This is a genomic window from Saccharothrix mutabilis subsp. mutabilis, from assembly GCF_039521145.1.
Lineage (GTDB): Bacteria > Actinomycetota > Actinomycetes > Mycobacteriales > Pseudonocardiaceae > Actinosynnema > Actinosynnema mutabilis.
The window spans coordinates 536,001-554,074 of record NZ_BAAABU010000001.1 but is presented as its reverse complement, the minus strand read 5'-3'; the positions used below and the strand labels follow the sequence as shown (position 1 = coordinate 554,074).

Annotated in this window: 17 protein-coding genes; 2 read left to right on the top strand and 15 right to left on the bottom strand. The window is 73.7% G+C overall.

The genetic code is table 11. From position 1 onward, the window contains the following. Positions 1-9: 9 nt before the first annotated feature. From ABD126_RS02620 to hpaD, 6 genes are read right to left on the bottom strand one after another with little or no spacing between them, the layout of a single operon-like run. Complete coding sequence (locus tag ABD126_RS02620) at positions 10-804, bottom strand: SDR family NAD(P)-dependent oxidoreductase (RefSeq protein WP_343931943.1); 795 nt, start codon at positions 802-804, stop codon at positions 10-12. Continuing rightward, a complete protein-coding gene (gene hpaE / locus ABD126_RS02615; RefSeq protein WP_343931942.1) occupies positions 801-2,279 on the bottom strand; it encodes a 5-carboxymethyl-2-hydroxymuconate semialdehyde dehydrogenase in 1,479 nt (492 codons plus the stop codon). Before hpaE ends, ABD126_RS02620 begins: the two co-directional genes overlap by 4 nt. Continuing rightward, positions 2,276-3,208: a 4-hydroxy-tetrahydrodipicolinate synthase gene (dapA, locus tag ABD126_RS02610; protein WP_343931941.1), complete on the bottom strand. Its 933-nt coding sequence runs from the start codon at positions 3,206-3,208 to the stop codon at positions 2,276-2,278. The genes hpaE and dapA overlap by 4 nt, the downstream gene beginning before the upstream one ends. Beyond that, a complete protein-coding gene (locus ABD126_RS02605) occupies positions 3,205-3,870 on the bottom strand; it encodes a GntR family transcriptional regulator (RefSeq protein WP_343931940.1) in 666 nt (221 codons plus the stop codon). The genes dapA and ABD126_RS02605 overlap by 4 nt, the downstream gene beginning before the upstream one ends. Further along, on the bottom strand, positions 3,867-5,264 hold the full coding sequence (locus ABD126_RS02600; protein ID WP_343931939.1) for a fumarylacetoacetate hydrolase family protein: 1,398 nt from the start codon (positions 5,262-5,264) through the stop codon (positions 3,867-3,869). The genes ABD126_RS02605 and ABD126_RS02600 overlap by 4 nt, the downstream gene beginning before the upstream one ends. Beyond that, a complete protein-coding gene (hpaD, locus tag ABD126_RS02595) occupies positions 5,261-6,124 on the bottom strand; it encodes a 3,4-dihydroxyphenylacetate 2,3-dioxygenase (protein ID WP_343931938.1) in 864 nt (287 codons plus the stop codon). The genes ABD126_RS02600 and hpaD overlap by 4 nt, the downstream gene beginning before the upstream one ends. Positions 6,125-6,378: 254 nt before the next feature. Here hpaD and ABD126_RS02590 point away from each other — a divergent pair, with 254 nt between their 5' ends. Both ABD126_RS02590 and ABD126_RS02585 read left to right on the top strand, forming a co-directional pair. Next, positions 6,379-7,344, top strand: coding sequence for an AraC-like ligand-binding domain-containing protein (locus ABD126_RS02590; RefSeq protein WP_343931937.1), 966 nt, complete (start codon positions 6,379-6,381; stop codon positions 7,342-7,344). A gap of 132 nt (positions 7,345-7,476) precedes the next feature. After that, a complete protein-coding gene (locus tag ABD126_RS02585; RefSeq protein WP_343931936.1) occupies positions 7,477-8,901 on the top strand; it encodes an aldehyde dehydrogenase family protein in 1,425 nt (474 codons plus the stop codon). 2 nt (positions 8,902-8,903) lie between these two features. On the opposite strand, the gene ABD126_RS02580 is transcribed toward ABD126_RS02585, so the two are convergent. From ABD126_RS02580 to ABD126_RS02540, 9 genes are all read right to left on the bottom strand, one after another. Next, a complete protein-coding gene (locus ABD126_RS02580; protein ID WP_343931935.1) occupies positions 8,904-9,932 on the bottom strand; it encodes a helix-turn-helix transcriptional regulator in 1,029 nt (342 codons plus the stop codon). Between the two features lie 81 nt (positions 9,933-10,013). Then, the gene (locus ABD126_RS02575; protein WP_343931934.1) at positions 10,014-10,970 is read right to left on the bottom strand and encodes an alpha/beta hydrolase; all 957 of its coding nucleotides are present in this window, start codon (positions 10,968-10,970) and stop codon (positions 10,014-10,016) included. Beyond that, complete coding sequence (locus ABD126_RS02570) at positions 10,970-11,701, bottom strand: SDR family NAD(P)-dependent oxidoreductase (protein ID WP_343931933.1); 732 nt, start codon at positions 11,699-11,701, stop codon at positions 10,970-10,972. The genes ABD126_RS02575 and ABD126_RS02570 overlap by 1 nt, the downstream gene beginning before the upstream one ends. Before the next feature lie 19 nt (positions 11,702-11,720). Beyond that, entirely contained in the window at positions 11,721-12,833 is a 1,113-nt protein-coding gene (locus ABD126_RS02565; protein ID WP_343931932.1) for a zinc-binding dehydrogenase, read from the bottom strand. Position 12,834: 1 nt separating this feature from the next. Then, the gene (locus tag ABD126_RS02560; RefSeq protein ID WP_343931931.1) at positions 12,835-13,581 is read right to left on the bottom strand and encodes a dienelactone hydrolase family protein; all 747 of its coding nucleotides are present in this window, start codon (positions 13,579-13,581) and stop codon (positions 12,835-12,837) included. Between the two features lie 17 nt (positions 13,582-13,598). After that, a complete protein-coding gene (locus tag ABD126_RS02555) occupies positions 13,599-14,465 on the bottom strand; it encodes a branched-chain amino acid ABC transporter permease (RefSeq protein ID WP_343931930.1) in 867 nt (288 codons plus the stop codon). Positions 14,466-14,467: 2 nt separating this feature from the next. After that, on the bottom strand, positions 14,468-15,622 hold the full coding sequence (locus tag ABD126_RS02550; protein ID WP_343931929.1) for an ABC transporter substrate-binding protein: 1,155 nt from the start codon (positions 15,620-15,622) through the stop codon (positions 14,468-14,470). Between the two features lie 16 nt (positions 15,623-15,638). Beyond that, positions 15,639-17,363: a branched-chain amino acid ABC transporter ATP-binding protein/permease gene (locus tag ABD126_RS02545; protein ID WP_343931928.1), complete on the bottom strand. Its 1,725-nt coding sequence runs from the start codon at positions 17,361-17,363 to the stop codon at positions 15,639-15,641. Between the two features lies 1 nt (position 17,364). After that, a complete protein-coding gene (locus ABD126_RS02540; RefSeq protein ID WP_343931927.1) occupies positions 17,365-18,045 on the bottom strand; it encodes an ABC transporter ATP-binding protein in 681 nt (226 codons plus the stop codon). Between the last annotated feature and the right edge of the window lie 29 nt (positions 18,046-18,074).

Sequence of the window (18,074 nt, the reverse complement as noted above, 5' to 3'; positions counted from 1 at the left end):
GCGTCCTCCCTAGGCCAGTGCGATGGTGGGCAGGTCGACCGCGCTCGCGCCCGCGTCCGCGGTGACCACGGCCCCGGTGACGATCGAGGCGTCCGGCGAGGCCAGGAACGCGATGAGCGCGGCCACCTCGTCGGCCTCGGCGGGCCGGCCCAGCGGGGTGTTGGACGTGACCAGGGCGTACGCGCCGGCCCGGTCCAGGCCCTTGGCGGCGGCGAAGCGGTCCATCTGCTCGTCGGCCATCGTGGTGCGGACCCAGCCGGGGCACACCACGTTCGCCCGCACGCCCAAGCGCCCGTAGTCGCGCGCGATGGACCGGCTCAGCCCCACCAGGGCGTGCTTGGTCGAGGTGTACCCAGCGACGCCCGGCCCGGCGAACAACCCGGCCAGCGACGACACCAGCACCACCGACCCGCCGCCGTCGGTCAGCTGGGGCAGCGCCTCCCGGATGGTGACGAAGGCGCTGGTCAGGTTGGCGTCCAAGGACAACCGCCACGCCTCGTCGGTGGTGTCGCCGGCGGCCCCGACGCCGTGCCCGCCGGCGTTGGCCACGACGACGTCCACGCGCCCGAACCGCTCGGCCGCCCGCGCCACCACGTCGGCCATCGCGCGCCCGTCGGCGGCGTCGGCGGGCAGCGCCAGCGCCGAGTCGCCCAACGGCCCGGCGACCTCCTCCAGCGGCCTCGGCCGGCGCCCGGTCAGCACGACCCGGCCGCCCTCGGCGACGATCCGGCGCGCGGTCGCCGCGCCGATGCCCGTGCCCGCGCCGGTGATCAGGGCCACCCGGCCCGCGAAGCGGTCGCTCACCGCGCCGCCCCGAACCGCGGCGGCTTCAGGTCGCCGACCGCCACGTGCACGGCCCGCAGGTCGCTGTAGAAGTCGATGCTGTGCGCGCCGCCCTCCCGGCCGACGCCGCTGGCCTTGATGCCGCCGAACGGCGTGCGCAGGTCCCGGACGTTGTGGGAGTTCACCCACACCATGCCCGACTGCACCGCCCGCGCCACCCGGTGCCCGCGCTGGAGGTCGGAGGTCCACACGTACCCGGCGAGCCCGTACTTGGTGGCGTTGGCCAGCGCCACCGCCTCCTCCTCGGTGTCGAACGGCGTCACGCACACCACCGGCCCGAAGATCTCCTCCTGGAAGACCCGCGCGTCCACCGGCACGTCGGCGAACACGGTGGGGGACAGGAAGTTCCCCTCGTCCAGCCCGGCGGGCCGCCCGCCGCCCGCGACCAGCCGCGCCTCGCGCTTGCCGGTCTCCACGTACTCCATGACCCGCGCGTGGTGCTCGGGGTGGATCAGCGCGCCCACCTCGGTCGCCGGGTCCGACGGCAGCCCGACCCGCACGGCCGCCGCCCGCGCCGCGAGGGCGTCCACGAACGAGTCGTAGATCTCCCGCTGCACCAGCACCCGCGACGACGCCGTGCAGCGCTCGCCGTTGAGGGAGAACACGCCGAACACGGCCGCGTCCACCGCCCGGTCGAAGTCGGCGTCGGCGAAGACCACGCACGGCGACTTGCCGCCCAGCTCCATCGACACCTCCTTGAGGTGCTCGGCGGCGGTGCGCATGATGATCTGGCCGGTGCCGCTCTCGCCGGTGAACGACAGGCGCGGCACGTCCGGGTGCGCCACCAGCGCCGCGCCGGCCGACTCGCCGATGCCGTGCACCAGGTTGAACACGCCGTCCGGCACGCCGGCCTCGGCCATGATCCCCGGCAGCAGGCTCGCCGACAGCGGCGACCACTCGGCGGGCTTGAGCACCACCGTGCACCCGGCCGCCAGCGACGGCGCGAGCTTCCAGGTCTCCAGCATGAACGGGGTGTTCCACGGCGTGATCAGCCCGGCGACGCCGGCCGGCTGCCGGATCGCGTAGTTGACCTGCTTGTCGCCGACCAGGTACGCCTCTTCGTGCTGCGCCACGATGACGTCGGCGAAGTAGCGGAAGTTCTCCGCCGCCCGGTGCGCCTGGCCGCGGGCCTGGGTGACCGGGAGGCCGGTGTCGAAGGTCTCCAGCTCGGCCAGCCGCTCGGCGCGGGCCTCGATGGCGTCGGCGATCCGGACCAGGACCTTCGCCCGCTCGCGCAGGGACAGCCGGGGCCACGGCCCGTCGGTGAACGCCCGGCGCGCGGCGGCCACGGCCAGGTCGATGTCGGCCGGCCCGCCGGCGGCCACGCGGCCGTACTCGGTGTTGGTGACCGGGTCGGCGACGCCGAAGGTGGCGCCGTCGACGCTGGGCACGTCCTTGCCGTCGATGTGGTGCAGCAGTTCGTTCGGGATGTTCATGCGGTGACTCCGGCGGGTTCGAGGAGGTCGGCGGCCTGGGCGCGCAGCGCGTCGATGCGGGCGAGGCCTGCGGGGGTGGGGGAGACCAGGGGCGGGCGGACGTGGCCGCTGGCGATGCGCCCGAGGTCGGCCAGCACGTGCTTGGCGGGGGCCGGGTTCGTCTCCACGAACAGCAGCTCCACCAGCGGGTGCAGGCGGTAGTGCAGGTCGATCGCGGCGTCGTGGTCGCCCGCCGCGTACAGCTCGTACATCCGCGCCACGGCGGCCGGCGCGAGGTTGGCCAGGGCGCTGACGAACCCGGCGCCGCCGATCGCGAGCAGCGGCAGGCACAGCAGCTCGATGCCCGACCACATCAGGAAGTCCCGCCCGCACTTGTGCAGCACGTGCGAGAAGTGCTCGAAGTCCTTGGTGGTCTCCTTGATGCCCACGATGTTGGAGTGGGCGTGGCGGAGCTTGGCCACGGTGTCGGGCGCGATGTCCACGGCCGTGCGCGACGGCACGTTGTAGATCACGATCGGCAGGTCGGGGAACTCCCGCGCCACCGCGTCGTACCAGGCGAACAGCCCTTCCTGGGTGGGGCGGCTGTAGTACGGCGTGATCACCAGCGCCAGGTCCGCGCCCAGCCTGCGGGCCTGGTCGGTCAGCTCCAGCGTCTGCTTGAGCGTCGCCGCGCCGGTGCCGGGCAGGAACGGGATGGCGTCGCCGGTCTCCTCGGCCACCACGCGCATCGCCGTGACGCGCTCCTCCAGCGACTGCGCGCTGGGCTCGCCGGTCGAGCCGCCGATGGACACGCCGTGCGAACCGGCTTCCTTCTGCCAGCGCACCAGCGCGCGCAGGCTGTCGGTGTCCAGCTCGCCCTCGGCGGTGAACGGGGTGACGACCGGCGCGATCGAGCCGCGGATGGCCGCCGGGTCGGAACGGAACCTCATGTGTGGAACTCCCCTGGGAACGGGGCCGCGGTCACGGCCCGGAGGGTGTTGAGCTTGTGGTCGCGGGCGTAGCGCTCCACCTGGTCGGCGGGGGCGCCGGCGCGCAGCAGCCGCAGCAGCTCGGCGTGTTCGGCGACGGACTCGTGCGCCCGGCCGGGCACGAGGGTGAACGTGGTGCGCCGGCTCAGGTCCAGCCGCGACCACTCGGTGGTGATCAGCTCGCGCAGCCGCGGGTTGGGCGACGCGCCGCACAGCAGCAGGTGGAACTCGCGGTTGAGCCGGGTGAAGCCCAGCGGGTCGAACTCCACCAGCGACGCGGCCATCAGGTCGTTGAGGTGCGCGGCCCGGTCCAGCAGACCGCGGGTGAGCACCGCGCCCGCGACGGCGTGGCCCTCCAGCAGGGCGAGGGTCTCCATCGTGTGCCGGTAGCCGTCCGGGTCGAACTCGGCGACCTGCGCGCCGACGTTGGGCTCGAACACCACCCAGCCCTCGGCCTGCAACCGCCGCACGGCCTCGCGCACCGGCACGGGGCTGACCCCCAGCTCGCGGGCGATCCGGTCGAACACCAGCCGCGCGCCGGGCCCGTACCGGCCCTGCACGATCCGGTCGCGCAGGGTCTCGTACGCGTACTGGGTCTTGGACTTCGTGGCGGGGACGGTCATCCGTCCCACCGCTCGTACTCGGCCCGCGCGGCCTCCCCCAGCGGGTAGAGCCCGTCCACGGACGCCCCGGCGGCGACCCGTTCGAGGATGAACCGCTCCTCGCGCTCCATCGCCAGCGAGTCGGCGGCCACCTCGTCCACCAGCGCCGGCGGGATGAGGACGACCCCCTCGGCGTCGCCGACCAGCACGTCACCGGGCCGCACCAGCACCCCGGCGCACGCCACGTCCACGCCGACCTCCCACGGCACGTGCCGCCGCCCCAGCACCGCCGCGTGCGCGCCGGCGCTGTAGGCGGGCAGGTCCAGCTCGGCGAAGGCCGGGCTGTCCCGCAGGCACCCGTCGGTCACGACGCCGGCCGCGCCGCGCCGCAGCGCCCGCATCGCGAGGATGTCGCCGAGCGTGCCCGCGCCGTGGTCCTCGCGGGCGTCGATGACCAGCACCTGGCCCGGCCCGATCGCCTCGACGGCCCGCTTCTGGGCGTTCATGCCGCCGCCGCGCTCGGCGAACTGGTCCTCGCGCAGCGGCAGGAACCGCAGGGTGTGCGCGACGCCGACCATGCGCAGGTCCGGCCGCGCCGGGGCCAGCCCGGTCAGGAACGTGTGGTTCAGGCCGCGCTTGCGCAGCTGGCTGGACAGGGTCGCCGTGGACACCTGCCGCAACGCGGCCTCGGTCTCGGGCTTGATGGCGGGCACCTCGCCGCCGACCGCCGCCGCCCGGTCCGCGACCGTCACGCGGGGCCGTGCGCCGGGACCTTCGAGCGCGGCGCCCTCCCGGACCACGTTGCGCAGCCGCGCGGTGTCGTTCAACGCCACTTCCACGACGTCGTCGGGGGAGACCACGGTCGCCCCGGTGGGCGTGCCGGTGAGGATGACGTCCCCGGCCTCCAGCGTCACGTTCCGGCTCAGGTCCGCGATGAGGTAGGCGAAGTCGAACAACAGCTCACCCGAGTTGTCGTCCTGCACAAGTTCGCCATTGATCCACGTTCGTAGACGAATGTCGTGCAGGTCCACTTCGCGCGGGTCCAACAACACCGGACCGATCGGCGTGAACCCGTCGGCGCCCTTGGACCGCAGGTTCGACCCGCGATCGGCATAACGCAGATCGTGCACACCGAAGTCGTTCGCGGCGGCGATACCGCCGATGTGTTCCGCCGCGTCCTCACGCGACACCCGGGAAGCGCGCTTCCCGATCACCACGGCGATTTCGCCCTCGAATGCCGCCAACTCCGTGCCCGCCGGCCGGACCAGGTCACGCCCGGTCCACGACAACGACGACGGCGGTTTGAGGAAATAGGACGGTTCCTCCGGGAACCGGCCCCGTTCGGCCGCGCGGCTGCGGAAGTTCAGGTGCACCGCGATGATTTTCGACGGTTGTAGACCCAAAGGGTGTGTCATGCCTTCAGCCCGTCCGGGATGGGGAAGTCGACGATGACCTGACCGGTGCCGCTGCTGGGGAAGTAGTCGCACAGCTGCTCCCCGTGACCGGTGTAGGCGTCCCAGCCCAGGATGCCGAACAGCATCGCGGTGTCGGCCATGGCCGCCTCGCCGGTGAACCGCTCGTTGTAGGCGGGCAGCGCGGCCAGGAACTCCGCGATCCGCCCGGACCGCCACTGCTCCAGCACGAGCCGGTCGGCCTGCTCGTTGATGGGGTTGCTGATCCGGTCCAGGTAGCGCGAGGACACCTCGTTGGGCGGGAACTGGTGCGACAGCGACCCGCTGGCCAGGAACGCCACCTTGCGGTCGCTGCGCAGCACCGCCCGCGCGATGGCCTCGCCGACCCGCCGGTTCTCGTCGATGGACGAGTAGATGTTGCACCCCACCGGGACCACGGCGATCGGGTCGCCGTCGCGGTTCATGAAGTGCATCGGGACCAGCGTCGCGTACTCCAGGCCCAGGTCCTTGACGTCGTGGACCATCGCCTTCTGGCCGCCCGCGGTGATCTCCTCGCCGATCAGCGCGGCCAGCTCCGGGCAGCCGGGGTAGTCGTACTCCAGGTCCCGGATGAAGTGCGGCAGCTCGTGCGAGGCGTAACTGCCCTGGTGGCGAGCTTTTCCGTTGATGTGGAAGCTCATGCTGTTCATCCAGTGCGAGTCGGCCACGACGAAGGTGTCCGCGCCGCGCTCCTTCGCGCGCCGCCCCACCTCCGCCAGGCCCAGCTCGGCGGGCCTGCGGATGCCGTGGTGCTTGCCGGGGTGGATGGACAGCCAGATCGACGGAACATGCGTGATCTTGGCGGCCAACACGACCTCACCCATGGTCACCTCCGCATCGGGGATCGTGTAGCGGATCGAATACGATCCGCGCTCGGCACGTGTCCACGCGCCGGCCATCCAGGTCTAACAGGACGGTCCTGACCTGCGGTTGACCGCCGGCGCACGCTGTTTGACCCACCGCGCACCGCTGGTTGAACTTTTTACGACTCGGCAACAACCCCTTGACGAACAGCGGAACGCGGACGACCGTGCCCATCACCGATCTCACGCAGCGTCACGAGCCCTGGAGGGCGACGATGTCCTACGTGCTGACCACCGCGGGGGTCCCCGCGACCCAGCAGTTCGACCTCTGGCAGTCGGCGGTCTCGCAGACTTTCGTTCCCCTGGAGGCCACCACCGGCGAGCACTCGGCGTTCCGGGGCCGCCTGCGCGGCCGGAACCTGGGCAGCGTGGCCGTCTACGAGGCCTCCGCCGACGCGCACACCGTCCGCCGGACCAGCCGCACGATCTCCCGTGCGGCCCCGGAGTACTACAAGCTGAGCCTCCAGCTGCACGGCACGGCGAAACTCAGCCAGGACGGCCGTCAGGCGGCACTGCGGCCCGGCGACTTCGCCATCTACGACACGACCCGGCCGTACTCGCTGGCGTTCGACGACGTGTCGTCCACGCTCGTGCTGATGTTCCCGCGCTCCATGCTGTGCCTGCCGACCGGTCAGGTCGAGCAGCTGACCGCGATCCGGTTCGCCGGCGGCCAGGGCGTGAGCGGCATCGTGAGCACGACGCTGGTGCAGCTGGCGCGCAACCTGGACGACCCGCTGGTGCACGGAAGTGTCCGCCTGGCGCGCAACGTCGTGGACCTGTTGGGCACGGCGCTGGCCGACCAGGTCGATTTCCCGGACGTGCCGGCGGAAACGTCGCGGGCCGCGATGCTGGTGAAAATCAAGTCCTACGTGGAATCGCACCTGGAGGACCCGGACCTTTCCCCGGGCGACATCGCGGCGGCCCACCACATCTCCACGCGGTACCTGCACAAGTTGTTCAGCGAAGCGGGCACGACGGTTTCGGCGTGGATCCGCCACCGCCGGCTGGAGCGTTGCGGGCAGGACCTCGCCGATCCCGGCAAGCACCAACTGGCCATCGGCGTGATCGGCGCGCGGTGGGGCCTGGTGGACGCCTCCTACCTGAGCCGGGCGTTCAAAACCGAATACGGCCTTTCCCCGTCGGAATACCGCCGCCGCAGCGTCGAACACCGCACCGCCTAGGCGCCGACCGACAACGGCGGGACACCGCACCGCCTAGGCACCGACCGACAACCGCAGTGCACCCGCAGCCAAGCCGAGCGCCCCGGACGGCCCCCACACTGGCCGCGTTCAGCCAGTCAGAGGGGAGTCGACATGCGCGCGACAGGTCTTTTCATCGGCGGCCGGTGGGTGGCGGCGACGGACACCTCCACCACCACCGACCCGGCCACCGGCGAGCCGCTGGCCGAGGTGGCCGACGCGACCGCCGCCGACGTGGACGCGGCCGTGGCGGCGGCCCGGGACGCCCTGCCCGCGTGGCAAGCGCTGCCCGCGACCGAGCGGGCGGCCCTCCTCTGGCGCCTGGCCGACCTCGTCGAGGCCGACGCGGAGAAGCTCGCCGAGCTGGAGACCCGCGACCAGGGGCAGCCGCTGCCGGTGGCCCGCAACGTCAGCGTGACCGGCGCGGTCGAGCACTTCCGCTACTACGCGGGCTGGGCGACCAAGATCGACGGCGCGGTGCGGCAGGTGTCGTTCCCCAACACCCTCCAGTACGACAAGCGCGTCCCGGTGGGCGTGTGCGCGCTGATCGCCCCGTGGAACTTCCCGCTCATGATCATGGCGTGGAAACTGGCCCCCGCCCTGGCGTGCGGCAACACCGCGGTGATCAAGCCCGCCGAGCAGACCCCGCTGACCACCATCCGCCTGGTCGAGCTGTGCGTGGAGGCGGGCTTCCCGCCCGGCGTGGTCAACCTGGTCACCGGCGGTCCCACCACCGGTCAGGCGCTGGTGCGCCACCCCGGCGTGGACAAGGTCTCCTTCACCGGCTCCACCGCCGTGGGCCGGGAGATCGTCGCCGCGTCGGCGCACGACCTCAAGCGCGTGACCCTGGAACTGGGCGGCAAGACGCCGACCGTGGTGGCCCGGGACGCCGACGTCGACGCGGCCGTGTCCGGCGCCATCGCCGGCGGCTTCCTCAACACCGGCCAGGTCTGCGCCGCCTACGCCCGCCTGTACGTGGACCACAAGCGCCAGGACGAGTTCGCCACCAAGCTGGCCGACGCCGCGTCGAGACTGCGCCTCGGGGCGGGCCTGCACCCCGACACCGACCTGGGCCCCCTGGTCAGCTCGGAGCACCGCTCCCGGGTGGACGGCTACGTCCGGGGCGCGGTCGCCGAGGGCGCGGACCTGCTCACCGGCGGCTCCTTCGGCGACGGCCCGGGGCACTTCTACCGGCCGACGGTCTTCGGTTCAGTGGCCGACACCATGACCATCGCCCGCGAGGAGGTCTTCGGACCGGTCCTCGCGGTCCTGTCCTACGACGACGAAGACGAACTCCTGCACCGCGTGAACGACTCGCCGTACGGCCTGGCGGCGTCGGTGTGGAGCAACGACCTGCGCACCGCGCACCGCCTGGCCGACGGCATCCGGGCGGGCGCGGTGTTCGTGAACATGGCCTGCATCCCGGACGCGGCGGCCCCGTGGGGCGGCTTCCGCACCAGCGGCTGGGGCCGCGAGATGGGCCCGTACGCCATCGACGCCTACACGGAGATCAAGGGCGTCTGGATGCACCACGGCTGAGGTCAGATCCAGTAGGGGTCGGCTCCGCGCGTCAACCTGGCGAGCGGGCCGACCCCGTCGTCGTCCGCCGAAGGGCGCACGAACCCCGCCCGAGCGGCCACCCCCGCCGCCTCACCCCGGGACTGGCAGTCGAGCTTGGTCAACAGCCGCTCCACGTACGTCTCCACCGTCCGCCGGCTGACCACCAGCGCCTCGGCGATCGCCTGGTTCGACAGCCCGGCCACCAACCCGGTCGCGATGTCCAACTCGCGCGCGGTCAAGCCGGACGGGTTCTCGAAGGGCGTGCAGGCCACCACGACCCCGACCCGGGCCCCGTCCACCACGCGCAGCAGCCGCACCCGCCACCACCCGTCCCTCGACGGCCACAGGAACGGCACGGTCCGCACGCCCAACGCGGCGAACGTCTCCGCCAGCTCCCGCACCCCCGGGTCGTCCGCGACCGGGGCCGGCGCCCGGCCCGCCACCGCGCCACCCGCCGGCACGACCCAGCTGGCCGTCCACTCCGGACCGAACCAGGCGTCCAGGTTGGGGCAGTGCAACGGGTCCACGCGGCGGGCCAGCGCCGTGCCCACGGTCGCCGTGAACGCGCGCGCGGCCTCGCCGAACGCGCCCCGGACGGGCGCGTTGGCGTGCAGCACCCCCATCACCCGCGGCGAGCTGCCCACCCGCAGGACCGCGGACAACCCGTCGTCGAACCCGGCCGGCCGCAAGCGCTCCTGGTAGTGCGGGGAATCGCGGAAGTTGTGCGGCATGTCGTCCATCAGCAGCGGCACGGCGGAGTCGAACAGCTGGCCGCCCCAACGCGTCCGCGGCAGCTCGTGGGCCAGCTCCTGGCTGATGCTGTGGTTGTAGCCGTCCTCGGCGAGCACCACGAAACCGCGGGCGACGGGGTCCCAGCCGGTGACCTGCACGGCGCACAGGTCCGGCAGCGCCGCGCGGAGGGCGGCGAACACCTCGCCCCACTCCACGGCCGCGCCGCTGCCCAGGGCGGAGCCGATGCGGACCGCCGAGGCGAGCATCGTGGTGTCCATCACGCCTCCTCGGTAGGCGGACAACCTACGGTGCGTGACGGGACGCGGGCAACACCGAGGAGTCGTCGGGTGCGCTGCCGGTCAACCACCGGTCCCGTGGGGCCAAGGCACCTCCTGCGCGAACGCCGCCCGCAACGCCGCCGCCGCGCGGGCGTGCGCCTGGGCCGACACCGACAGCCGGTCCACCAGCAGCGCGAAGAACCCGTGGATCTGGCCCTCGTAGCGCAGCAGCGTCACCGGCACGCCCGCGTCCAGCAGCCGGTGCGCGTACTCCTCGCCCTCGTCGCGCAGCGGGTCGCACTCGGCGGTCATGACCAGGGCCGGCGGCAGGCCGCGCAGGTGGCCCGCGGCCAGCGGGGCCAGGTAGGGGTCGTCCAGGTCGCCCTCGTCGCGCGGGTACTGCCGGAAGAACCACTCCATGCCCTCGCGGCTGAGGAAGTGCCCCTCGCCGTAGTCCACGTAGGACTTGCGGTCGCTGGGCGGGGCCATCACCGGCGCGGCCAGCAGTTGCAGCGAGATGCGCGGCCCGTCGTGGTCGCGCGACATCAGGCTGACCACGGCGGCCAGGTTGCCGCCGGCGCTCTCGCCGCCGACCGCGAGCCGCCCGTCCACGCCGATCTCGCCGGCGTGCGCGGCCACCCACGTCAGCGCCGCGTAGGCGTCCTCGACGGCGGCGGGGTAGCGGTGCTCGGGCGCGAGCCGGTAGGCCACCGACACCACGACCATGCCGACCGCGTTGCACAGCGCCCGGCAGGTGGCGTCGTTCTCGTCCACCGACCCGACCACCCACCCGCCGCCGTGGAACCACACCATCGCCGGGAACGGCCCGTCCCCGTGCGGCCGGTAGATCCGCACCGGGATCGCGCCCGCCGGGCCGGGGATGGCCCGGTCCCGCACGGAGTCCACGACCTCGCCCCGCCCCGAGGACCGCCACGCCTCGGCGAAGCGGGCCCGCACCTCCGCCGCCGGCGCGTCGAACCGCATCAGCGCGGCGGCGCTGTCCTCCAGCACCGCCCGCGCCTCGGGGTGCAGGGCCATCACACGCTCCTCAGCAGCTGTCCGCCGTCGATGGGCAGGACGGTCCCGGTCACGTGCCGCGCCTCCAGGGAGGTCAGCAGCAGCACGGCGGGCACCAGGTCGTCGGTGGTCGCGAGCCGGCCCAGCGGGATGCGCTCGACCCACGGCGCGCGGGCCGCCGGGTCGGCCAGGGCGGCGGCGGTCAGCGGCGTCTCCACCGGGCCGGGCGCGACGGCGTTGACCCGGATGCCGTGCGGCGCGAGTTCCAGCGCGGCCGAGCGGACCAGGGCGTTCATCGCCGCCTTGGTGGCCTCGTAGTGGCCGAGACCGACGGTGGGCTGGAACGACCCGGCCGAGCTGATGTGCACCATCGCCCCGCCCCGCCGGGCGGTGATCATCGCCTCCCCGACCACCCGGGTCAGCAGGAACGTGCCGCGCACGTTCACCGCGTAGGCGGCGTCCAGCGCCGCCACGGGTAAGGCCAGCAGCGGCCCCACCCCGCCGACCACGCCCGCCGCGTGCACGAGCACGTCGATCGGGCCCAGCTCGGCCACGGTCTTCGCCACCCCCTCGCGCACGGCCGCCTCGTCGCGCACGTCCATCTCCACGGGCAGCGCGCCGAACTCGTCGGCCTTGCGCGCCAGCCCCACGGGGTCGACGTCCGCCACCGCCACCCGGTGCCCGCGCCCGGCCAGGGCGGTCGCGATCGCCCCGCCGATGCCGCCCGCGCCACCCGTCACCAAAGCCACCATCACGCAACCCCCCGCATCTCTAGTCCAGTCCCGGGTCGACGACGGCCTGCACCGCCGCCATCGACGCCGTCTCGCTGATCGCCCGCCCCGCCCCCGACAACCCGACCGGGGGCGAGAACAGGGCGTCCCACTCGAACCGGCCCGCGCAGGCCGACAGGAAGCGCAGGCCCAGGAACAGGTCCGACACGTCGCCGTTGAGCGACCCGACGACCCGGACCTCCCGCATGAGCACCACGTCCAGCGGCACCGCCGCGGCCTGCGCGCCGGCCAGCCCCACCACGACGTGGGTGCCGCGCGGCGCGCACATCAGCACGCCCTCGCGGTTCGCGGTGGGCCCGCCCGCGAAGTCCAGCACCAGGTCCGCGCCGCGCGCCTCGGTCAGCTCCTCCACCTGCGCGACCCGCTCGTCGGGGTCGGTCACCGCCGTGACGTCGATGACGTGGTCCGCGCCGAACGCGGCGGCCACCGCCAGTCGGTGGGCCGGCCCGCCCAGCGTGATCACCCGCCCGGCGCCGGCCACCCGCGCGTAGGCGGTGGCGACCAGCCCGAGCGGGCCCGCGCCCTGCACCACCACCGCCGCGCCCGGCCGCACCCCGCCCGCGTTGGCGAACGCCCGCACGACCGTCTTGACGGCGCACCCCGCGGACGCCGCCCATGTGTCGGGCACCTCCGGGGCCACCACCAGCCGGTGCGCGCCCGGCGGCAGGTAGGCGTACTCGGCCAGCCCGCCGACCGCGTAGGGCCACCGGTCGGCGCGCTGCCCGAACCCGTACCCGCGGTGCTCGCACAGCACCGGTTCGCGCAGCACCGTGCACGCCCGGCACCGCCCGCACACCGACTCCGACCACACCACGCGGCTGCCGACCGCCACCGGCCGGCCGACGGCGTCCGAGCCCGCCCCGGCGCCCAGCGCCACGACCGTGCCGACCATCTCGTGCCCCAGCACGATCGGCAGCCGCACGAACGGCAGCGCGCCCCGCCACAGGCCCGCGTCCGTCCCGCACAAGGTGGTGCACGAGATCCGCACCAACGCCGACCCGGCGGGCAACTCCTGCGGCAACGGCAGTTCGGTCACCTCCAGCGGGGCGCGGAACTCGCGCAGGACCGCCGCGCGCGTCGACGTCGGCCGCACGTCAGCCCGCCGTGGCCCGCAGGAACGCCAGCACCCGGGCCCACGCGTCGGCGGCGTTGTCGGCCTGCTCGGGCAGCGCGCCGTCGAAGAACGAGTGCGGCGCGTCGGGGTAGAGCCGGAACTCGTGCGGCACGCCGGCCTCGGACAGCTCCAGGTCGAACGCCCGGTTGTCCTCGACCGTGGTGAGCACGTCCGCGCCGGCGGCGAGCACGAGCAGCGGCCGGGTCATCCGCCCGATCAGCTCCCGGCACTCCGCCGGCCGCCCGTAGAAGCCGGCGACCCCGGCGAGGCGGGGCTGCAACGCCGACTGCGCCCACGACATCGCCCCGCCCAGGCAGAACCCGACCGTGAACGGCGCGGTCACCGGACCCATCTCGCCGGAGACCAGGTAGTCCACCGCGGCGACGATGTCGTCCTGCGTCCGCTCCCGGTCCAGCTTCGCTACCAGGGAGAACCCGTCGAAGTCGGCGTCGCGGACGTCGTTGTCGGCGATCCGGCCGTAGTAGTCCAGGACCAGCGCGGCGACGCCCGTGGAGGCGAACCGCCGCGCCAGGTCCCGGTAGAACTCGTGCGCTCCCCGCACGTCGGGCAGCAGCACGACGCCGGCCCCGGTCGGGGTCTCCGGGACGGCCCGGTAGGCCAGGAACCCGGCCCCGTCGGCCGAGGTGAGCCGCAGTTCTCCGGCTTCGGCGACGGCACTGGTGGCCTCGGGCGGCGCCGGGGGACGCGACTCGTCAGCGTGACACATGAGATTCCCTTTCGGTGTTATGCGGCGGAGTCCCACCGGTCCCGGCGGCGCGTCCAGAGCAGGACGACGAGGACCACCAGGAACGGCAGGACGCCGCGGTAGTGCTGGAGCGCGACGACGGTGCTCGCGAGGCCCTGGAGCACCCCCAGGGCGACGCCGCCGACGAACGTCCAGGTGAAACTGCGGAAGCCGCCGACCAGGGCCGCCGCGAGCGCGGGCGTGACGAGCAGGGCCTGCGCGCCGAAGTCGCCGGCCAGCTGCGGCGCGACGACCATGACGGCCAGCGCGCCCGCCGCGCCGGCCACCGCCCACACCGCCAGCGACAGCCGGGGGACCCGGATGCCGACCAGTTGCGCCGTGGTGGGCCGCTCGGCCGCCGCGCGCAGCAGCAACCCGACCCGGGTTCGGCGCAGCACGACCGCCGGCAGCACGGCGAACAGCGCGGCCAGCAGCATGGTGACCACCGCCGCCCACGTCACCACCACGCCGCCCAGGGTCAGCGCCGGCCCGCCCAACGGGTTGGGGAACCGGCGCGGGTGCTGCGCGCCGAACAGCCGCAGCCCCAGCGCGACCAGCCCGGTGTAGGCGGCGATGGTCACCGCGGCCTTGACCCCGACGCCGGCCTCGGCGAACCACCGCACCACCACCGCGCCCAGCCCCACGTGCAGCGCCGCGGCCACGACCAGGCCGCAGGGCGCCGCCACCGCGAGCGGCACGCCCGCGTCGAACAGCACGACCATCGTGAACGCGCCGAACGCGCCCACGGCGGCCTGGGCGAAGTTGACCACCGCGACGAGCCGGTGGGTGAGCAGCGTGGACAGCCCCAGCAGGGCGTAGGCCCCACCGGTGGCCAGTCCCGCGACGGCGGCGGACAGCAGCAGCACGGTCAGGCGCCGGGGACGGTGATGAACGTGTCGTCCACGACCACCCAGCGCAGCCCGGTGAGGCGGACGATCTTGGAGCCCTGGTTGGGCGCGTGGGTCTCGCCGGGCCCGAACTCCCACGGCGTGCCCAGCATCGGGTCCTCGATGGGCGTCATGTCGCGCAGCGCGGCGTTCACCGAGTCGCGGGTGACCTCGCCCTTGACGGTCTTGAGGACCTCGACGGTGAATTTCGCCGCCAGGTACCCGCCCTGGGAGAACGCGGTGGCCTGCGCGTCGGCCCGGGTGACGGTGGCCCGCCAGCCCTTGTTGGCCAGGCTGTCGGAGGTGAACGGCTCGAACTCGCTGCCCGCGTAGACGTTCAGGCCCAGCCCGCCGACGGCCTTGGCGACGCTGTCGGTGTAGGCGGGGGCCAGCAGCAGGAAGTCCACGTCGTCCATGCCCTGGGTCTTGGCGGCCTGCAACCACGGCACGACCAGCGACTCCGCCGGGTTGAACAGGACCGCGTCGCACCGCGCCTGCTTGGCCTTGAGCAGGTAGGGGGTCAGGTCGCCGCTCTGCGGCACGGTCATGTCGTTGACGACGAGCTGCTGCCCGCTGAGCTGCTCCCACCGCTCCAGCGCGACCTTCACGGCTTCCTCGCTGCCGGGCAGCACGACGGTGAAGTTGCAGACGCGCTTGTCGTTGAGCTTCTGCGAGGCGTGCAGCAGCACCGCGGTCATCAGGGTGAACGGGCCGACGTTGACCGGGGCGATGTTGGGGCTCTGGAAGCACTTCGGGGTCGCGGCGACCGCCATGACCGAGCTGATCCGGGCCTGCCGGTAGAAGGCGTCGTTGACGTCGCAGTCGGTGAAGCTGGCCGACCCGGCCATCGCGACCACGCCCGCGTCGGCCAGTTCGCGCGCCACCTGGGCGGCGCGCTGCGGGTTGCCCGCGTCGTCCTTGACGACGTACTCGATCTTCTTGCCGTTGACGCCGCCCTTCTCGTTGGCGTCGTCGAAGACCTGTTGGGCGGTCTTGACCACCTCGGCGGTGATGAACTGGCCGGTCAGCCCCGCGATGGCGCCGATCTTGATCGTGTCGTCGCCGCCGCTGCCGCAGCCCGCCAGCGCGGACGCCGCCAACGCGGCGGCGGCGAGGACCGCTTGGTGCCTTCTCATCGTCAGGTCGTTCCTCTCAGGGGGTTGCGGAACCCAGGTAGGCCGCGACGACCGCGGGGTCGGCGAGGACGTCGTCGGGCGGGCCGACGGCGATGACGCGGCCGAAGTCCAGGACCACCACGGAGTCACACGTGGCCCGGACGAGTTCGATGTCGTGCTCCACCAGCAGCACGGCGGTGTCGAAGCGCTCGGGCACCTCGGCGACGCGGCGCTGCACCAGTTCGGTCTCCGCGCCGGAGTGGCCCGCGGCGGGCTCGTCCAGCAGCAGCACCGCCGGGCGGCCCGCGGTCAGGCCCGCGACCTCCAGCAGCCGGCGGGTGGCGACGTCCACGCACGCGATCGGCACGTCGGCGGCGGGCAGTTCGAACAGCGCGAGCTGCTCGTCCACGTCGGTGGCGTCGAGGGTTCGACCGGCGGCGACCTGGAGGTACATGCCGACGGTGAGCGCCTCGGGGACGCGGAGCTGCTGGAAGGAGCGGCGCAGGCCGGCGCGGGCGCGGCGGTGGGCGGGCAGGGCGTCGACGGGCTCCCCGTTCAGCAGCACCGCGCCGTCGTAGTGGTCGGCGAACCCGGTGACCGCGTTGATCAGCGTGGACTTGCCCGCGCCGTTCGGGCCGACCAGGCCGACGACGTGGCCCTTGGGGACGACCAGGTCCACGCCGTCCAGGGCGGTCAGCGCGCCGAACCGCACCCGCAGGCCGCGCACCTCCAGCGCGGGGGTGGCGTCGGCGCATTCGAGGGGCGCGCGCAGGCGCAGCGGCACCAGCGGCCTGGGGTTGGCGGCCGGGATGGGCAGGTCCCCCGTCTGCCGCCGGCGGCGGCGCGCGGCGCGCAGCAGGTCGGTCTGGCTGCCGCCCAGCCGCAGCACCTGCACCGCGCCGACGCCGAAGAACAGGGCGGCGAGGTCCTGCGGGATGCCGACCGCGTCCAGCAGCAGCGGGAAGAACGCGCCCATCAGGCCGCCCGCGACGGCGCCCTCGATGTTGTGGGTGCCGACGAACAGGGCGATCGCGAACAGCGACACGGACGCGAACGTCGTGAAGTTGCCCGCCGCGACCACGCCGAGCTGCCCGGCCATCAACCCGCCGCCGACCCCGGCCACGAACGCGCTGAGCGCGAACGCGGCGAGCTTGCCGCGGGCGACGCTGGTGCCGTGCGCGGCGGCGGCCCGTTCGGAGTGGCGGATCTCCAGCAGCGCGCCGCCCACCCGGCTGCGGTCCAGGGCGCGCAGCCCGAGGAAGATCGCGGTGACGACGGCGAGCGTGAACACGAAGTAGCCGCTGTCGCCGGTGAACCCGTCGGGGCGGCGGACGAAGGTGAAGTCGTCCTGACCGGGGAAGGCCAGGCCACCGAACACCACGTCCAGCGCGGTGGCGAAGGCGAACGTGGCCACGGCGAGGTTGACCCCGCGCAGCCGCAGCGCGGGCAGCCCGATCAGCAGGCCCGCGACCGTCGCGGCCAGCCCGCCCAGCGGCAGCCAGGCGTAGAAGCCGCCCGGGACGTCGGCGACGTTCGCCCAGCCCACCACCCACGCGCCGATCGCGGCGAAACCGAGTTGGCACAGCGAGATCACGCCCGCGCGGCCGGTGATCAGGCCGTAGCTCTGCATGAAGACGGTGGTGATGGCCGCGCCGGTGAGCAGGAACGTCAGGTAGCTGGACGCGAACCCGGCCACCAGCGCCGCGAGCAGGGCCGCGCCGAGGACGCCGGCCACCACCGGGCGCTTCACGACGATGTCCACTTCAGACTCCGCTCCCCAGGTACAGCGCCCGCAACAACTCCGCGTCGGCGCGCAGGTCGGCGCCGCGGCCGTGGAACACGACCTCGCCGCGCGCCAGCACGTACGCGCGGTCGGCGATCTCCAACGCGAGCGCGGCGAACTGCTCGACCAACAACACCCCGACCCCGCCGTCGGCCAACTCCCGCACCGCCCGCGCCAGCCGCCGCACCACGATCGGGGCCAGCCCCAGCGACATCTCGTCGATCACCAGCACCTTGGGCCGGGTGAGCAGCGCTCGGCCGACCACCAGCATCTGCTGCTCGCCGCCCGAGAGCAGCCCGGCCGGCACGTGCGCCTGCTTGCGCAGCTCCGGGAACAGCTCGAACACCGGCTCCGCGTCGCGACCGGCGGTCCGCAGGTTGTCCAGCGCCGACATCTCCCGGAACACGGCCCGGTCCTGCTCGACGTGCGCCAACCCGTGCCGGACCCGCTTCCAGGCAGGCCACCCCTCGACCCGCTCGCCGTCCAGCACGATCCGCCCGGTCACCGGCACGACCCCGGCGACCCCTTCGAGCAACGTCGTCTTGCCCGCGCCGTTGGCCCCGAGCAGCGCGACGACCTCACCCGAGCCGACCCGCAACGACACGCCGCGCACGATCGCCAACCCGGCCCGGTCGACCGAGACGTCCTCAATGGACAGCACAACTCACTCCTGCGCCAGCACTTCGGGGG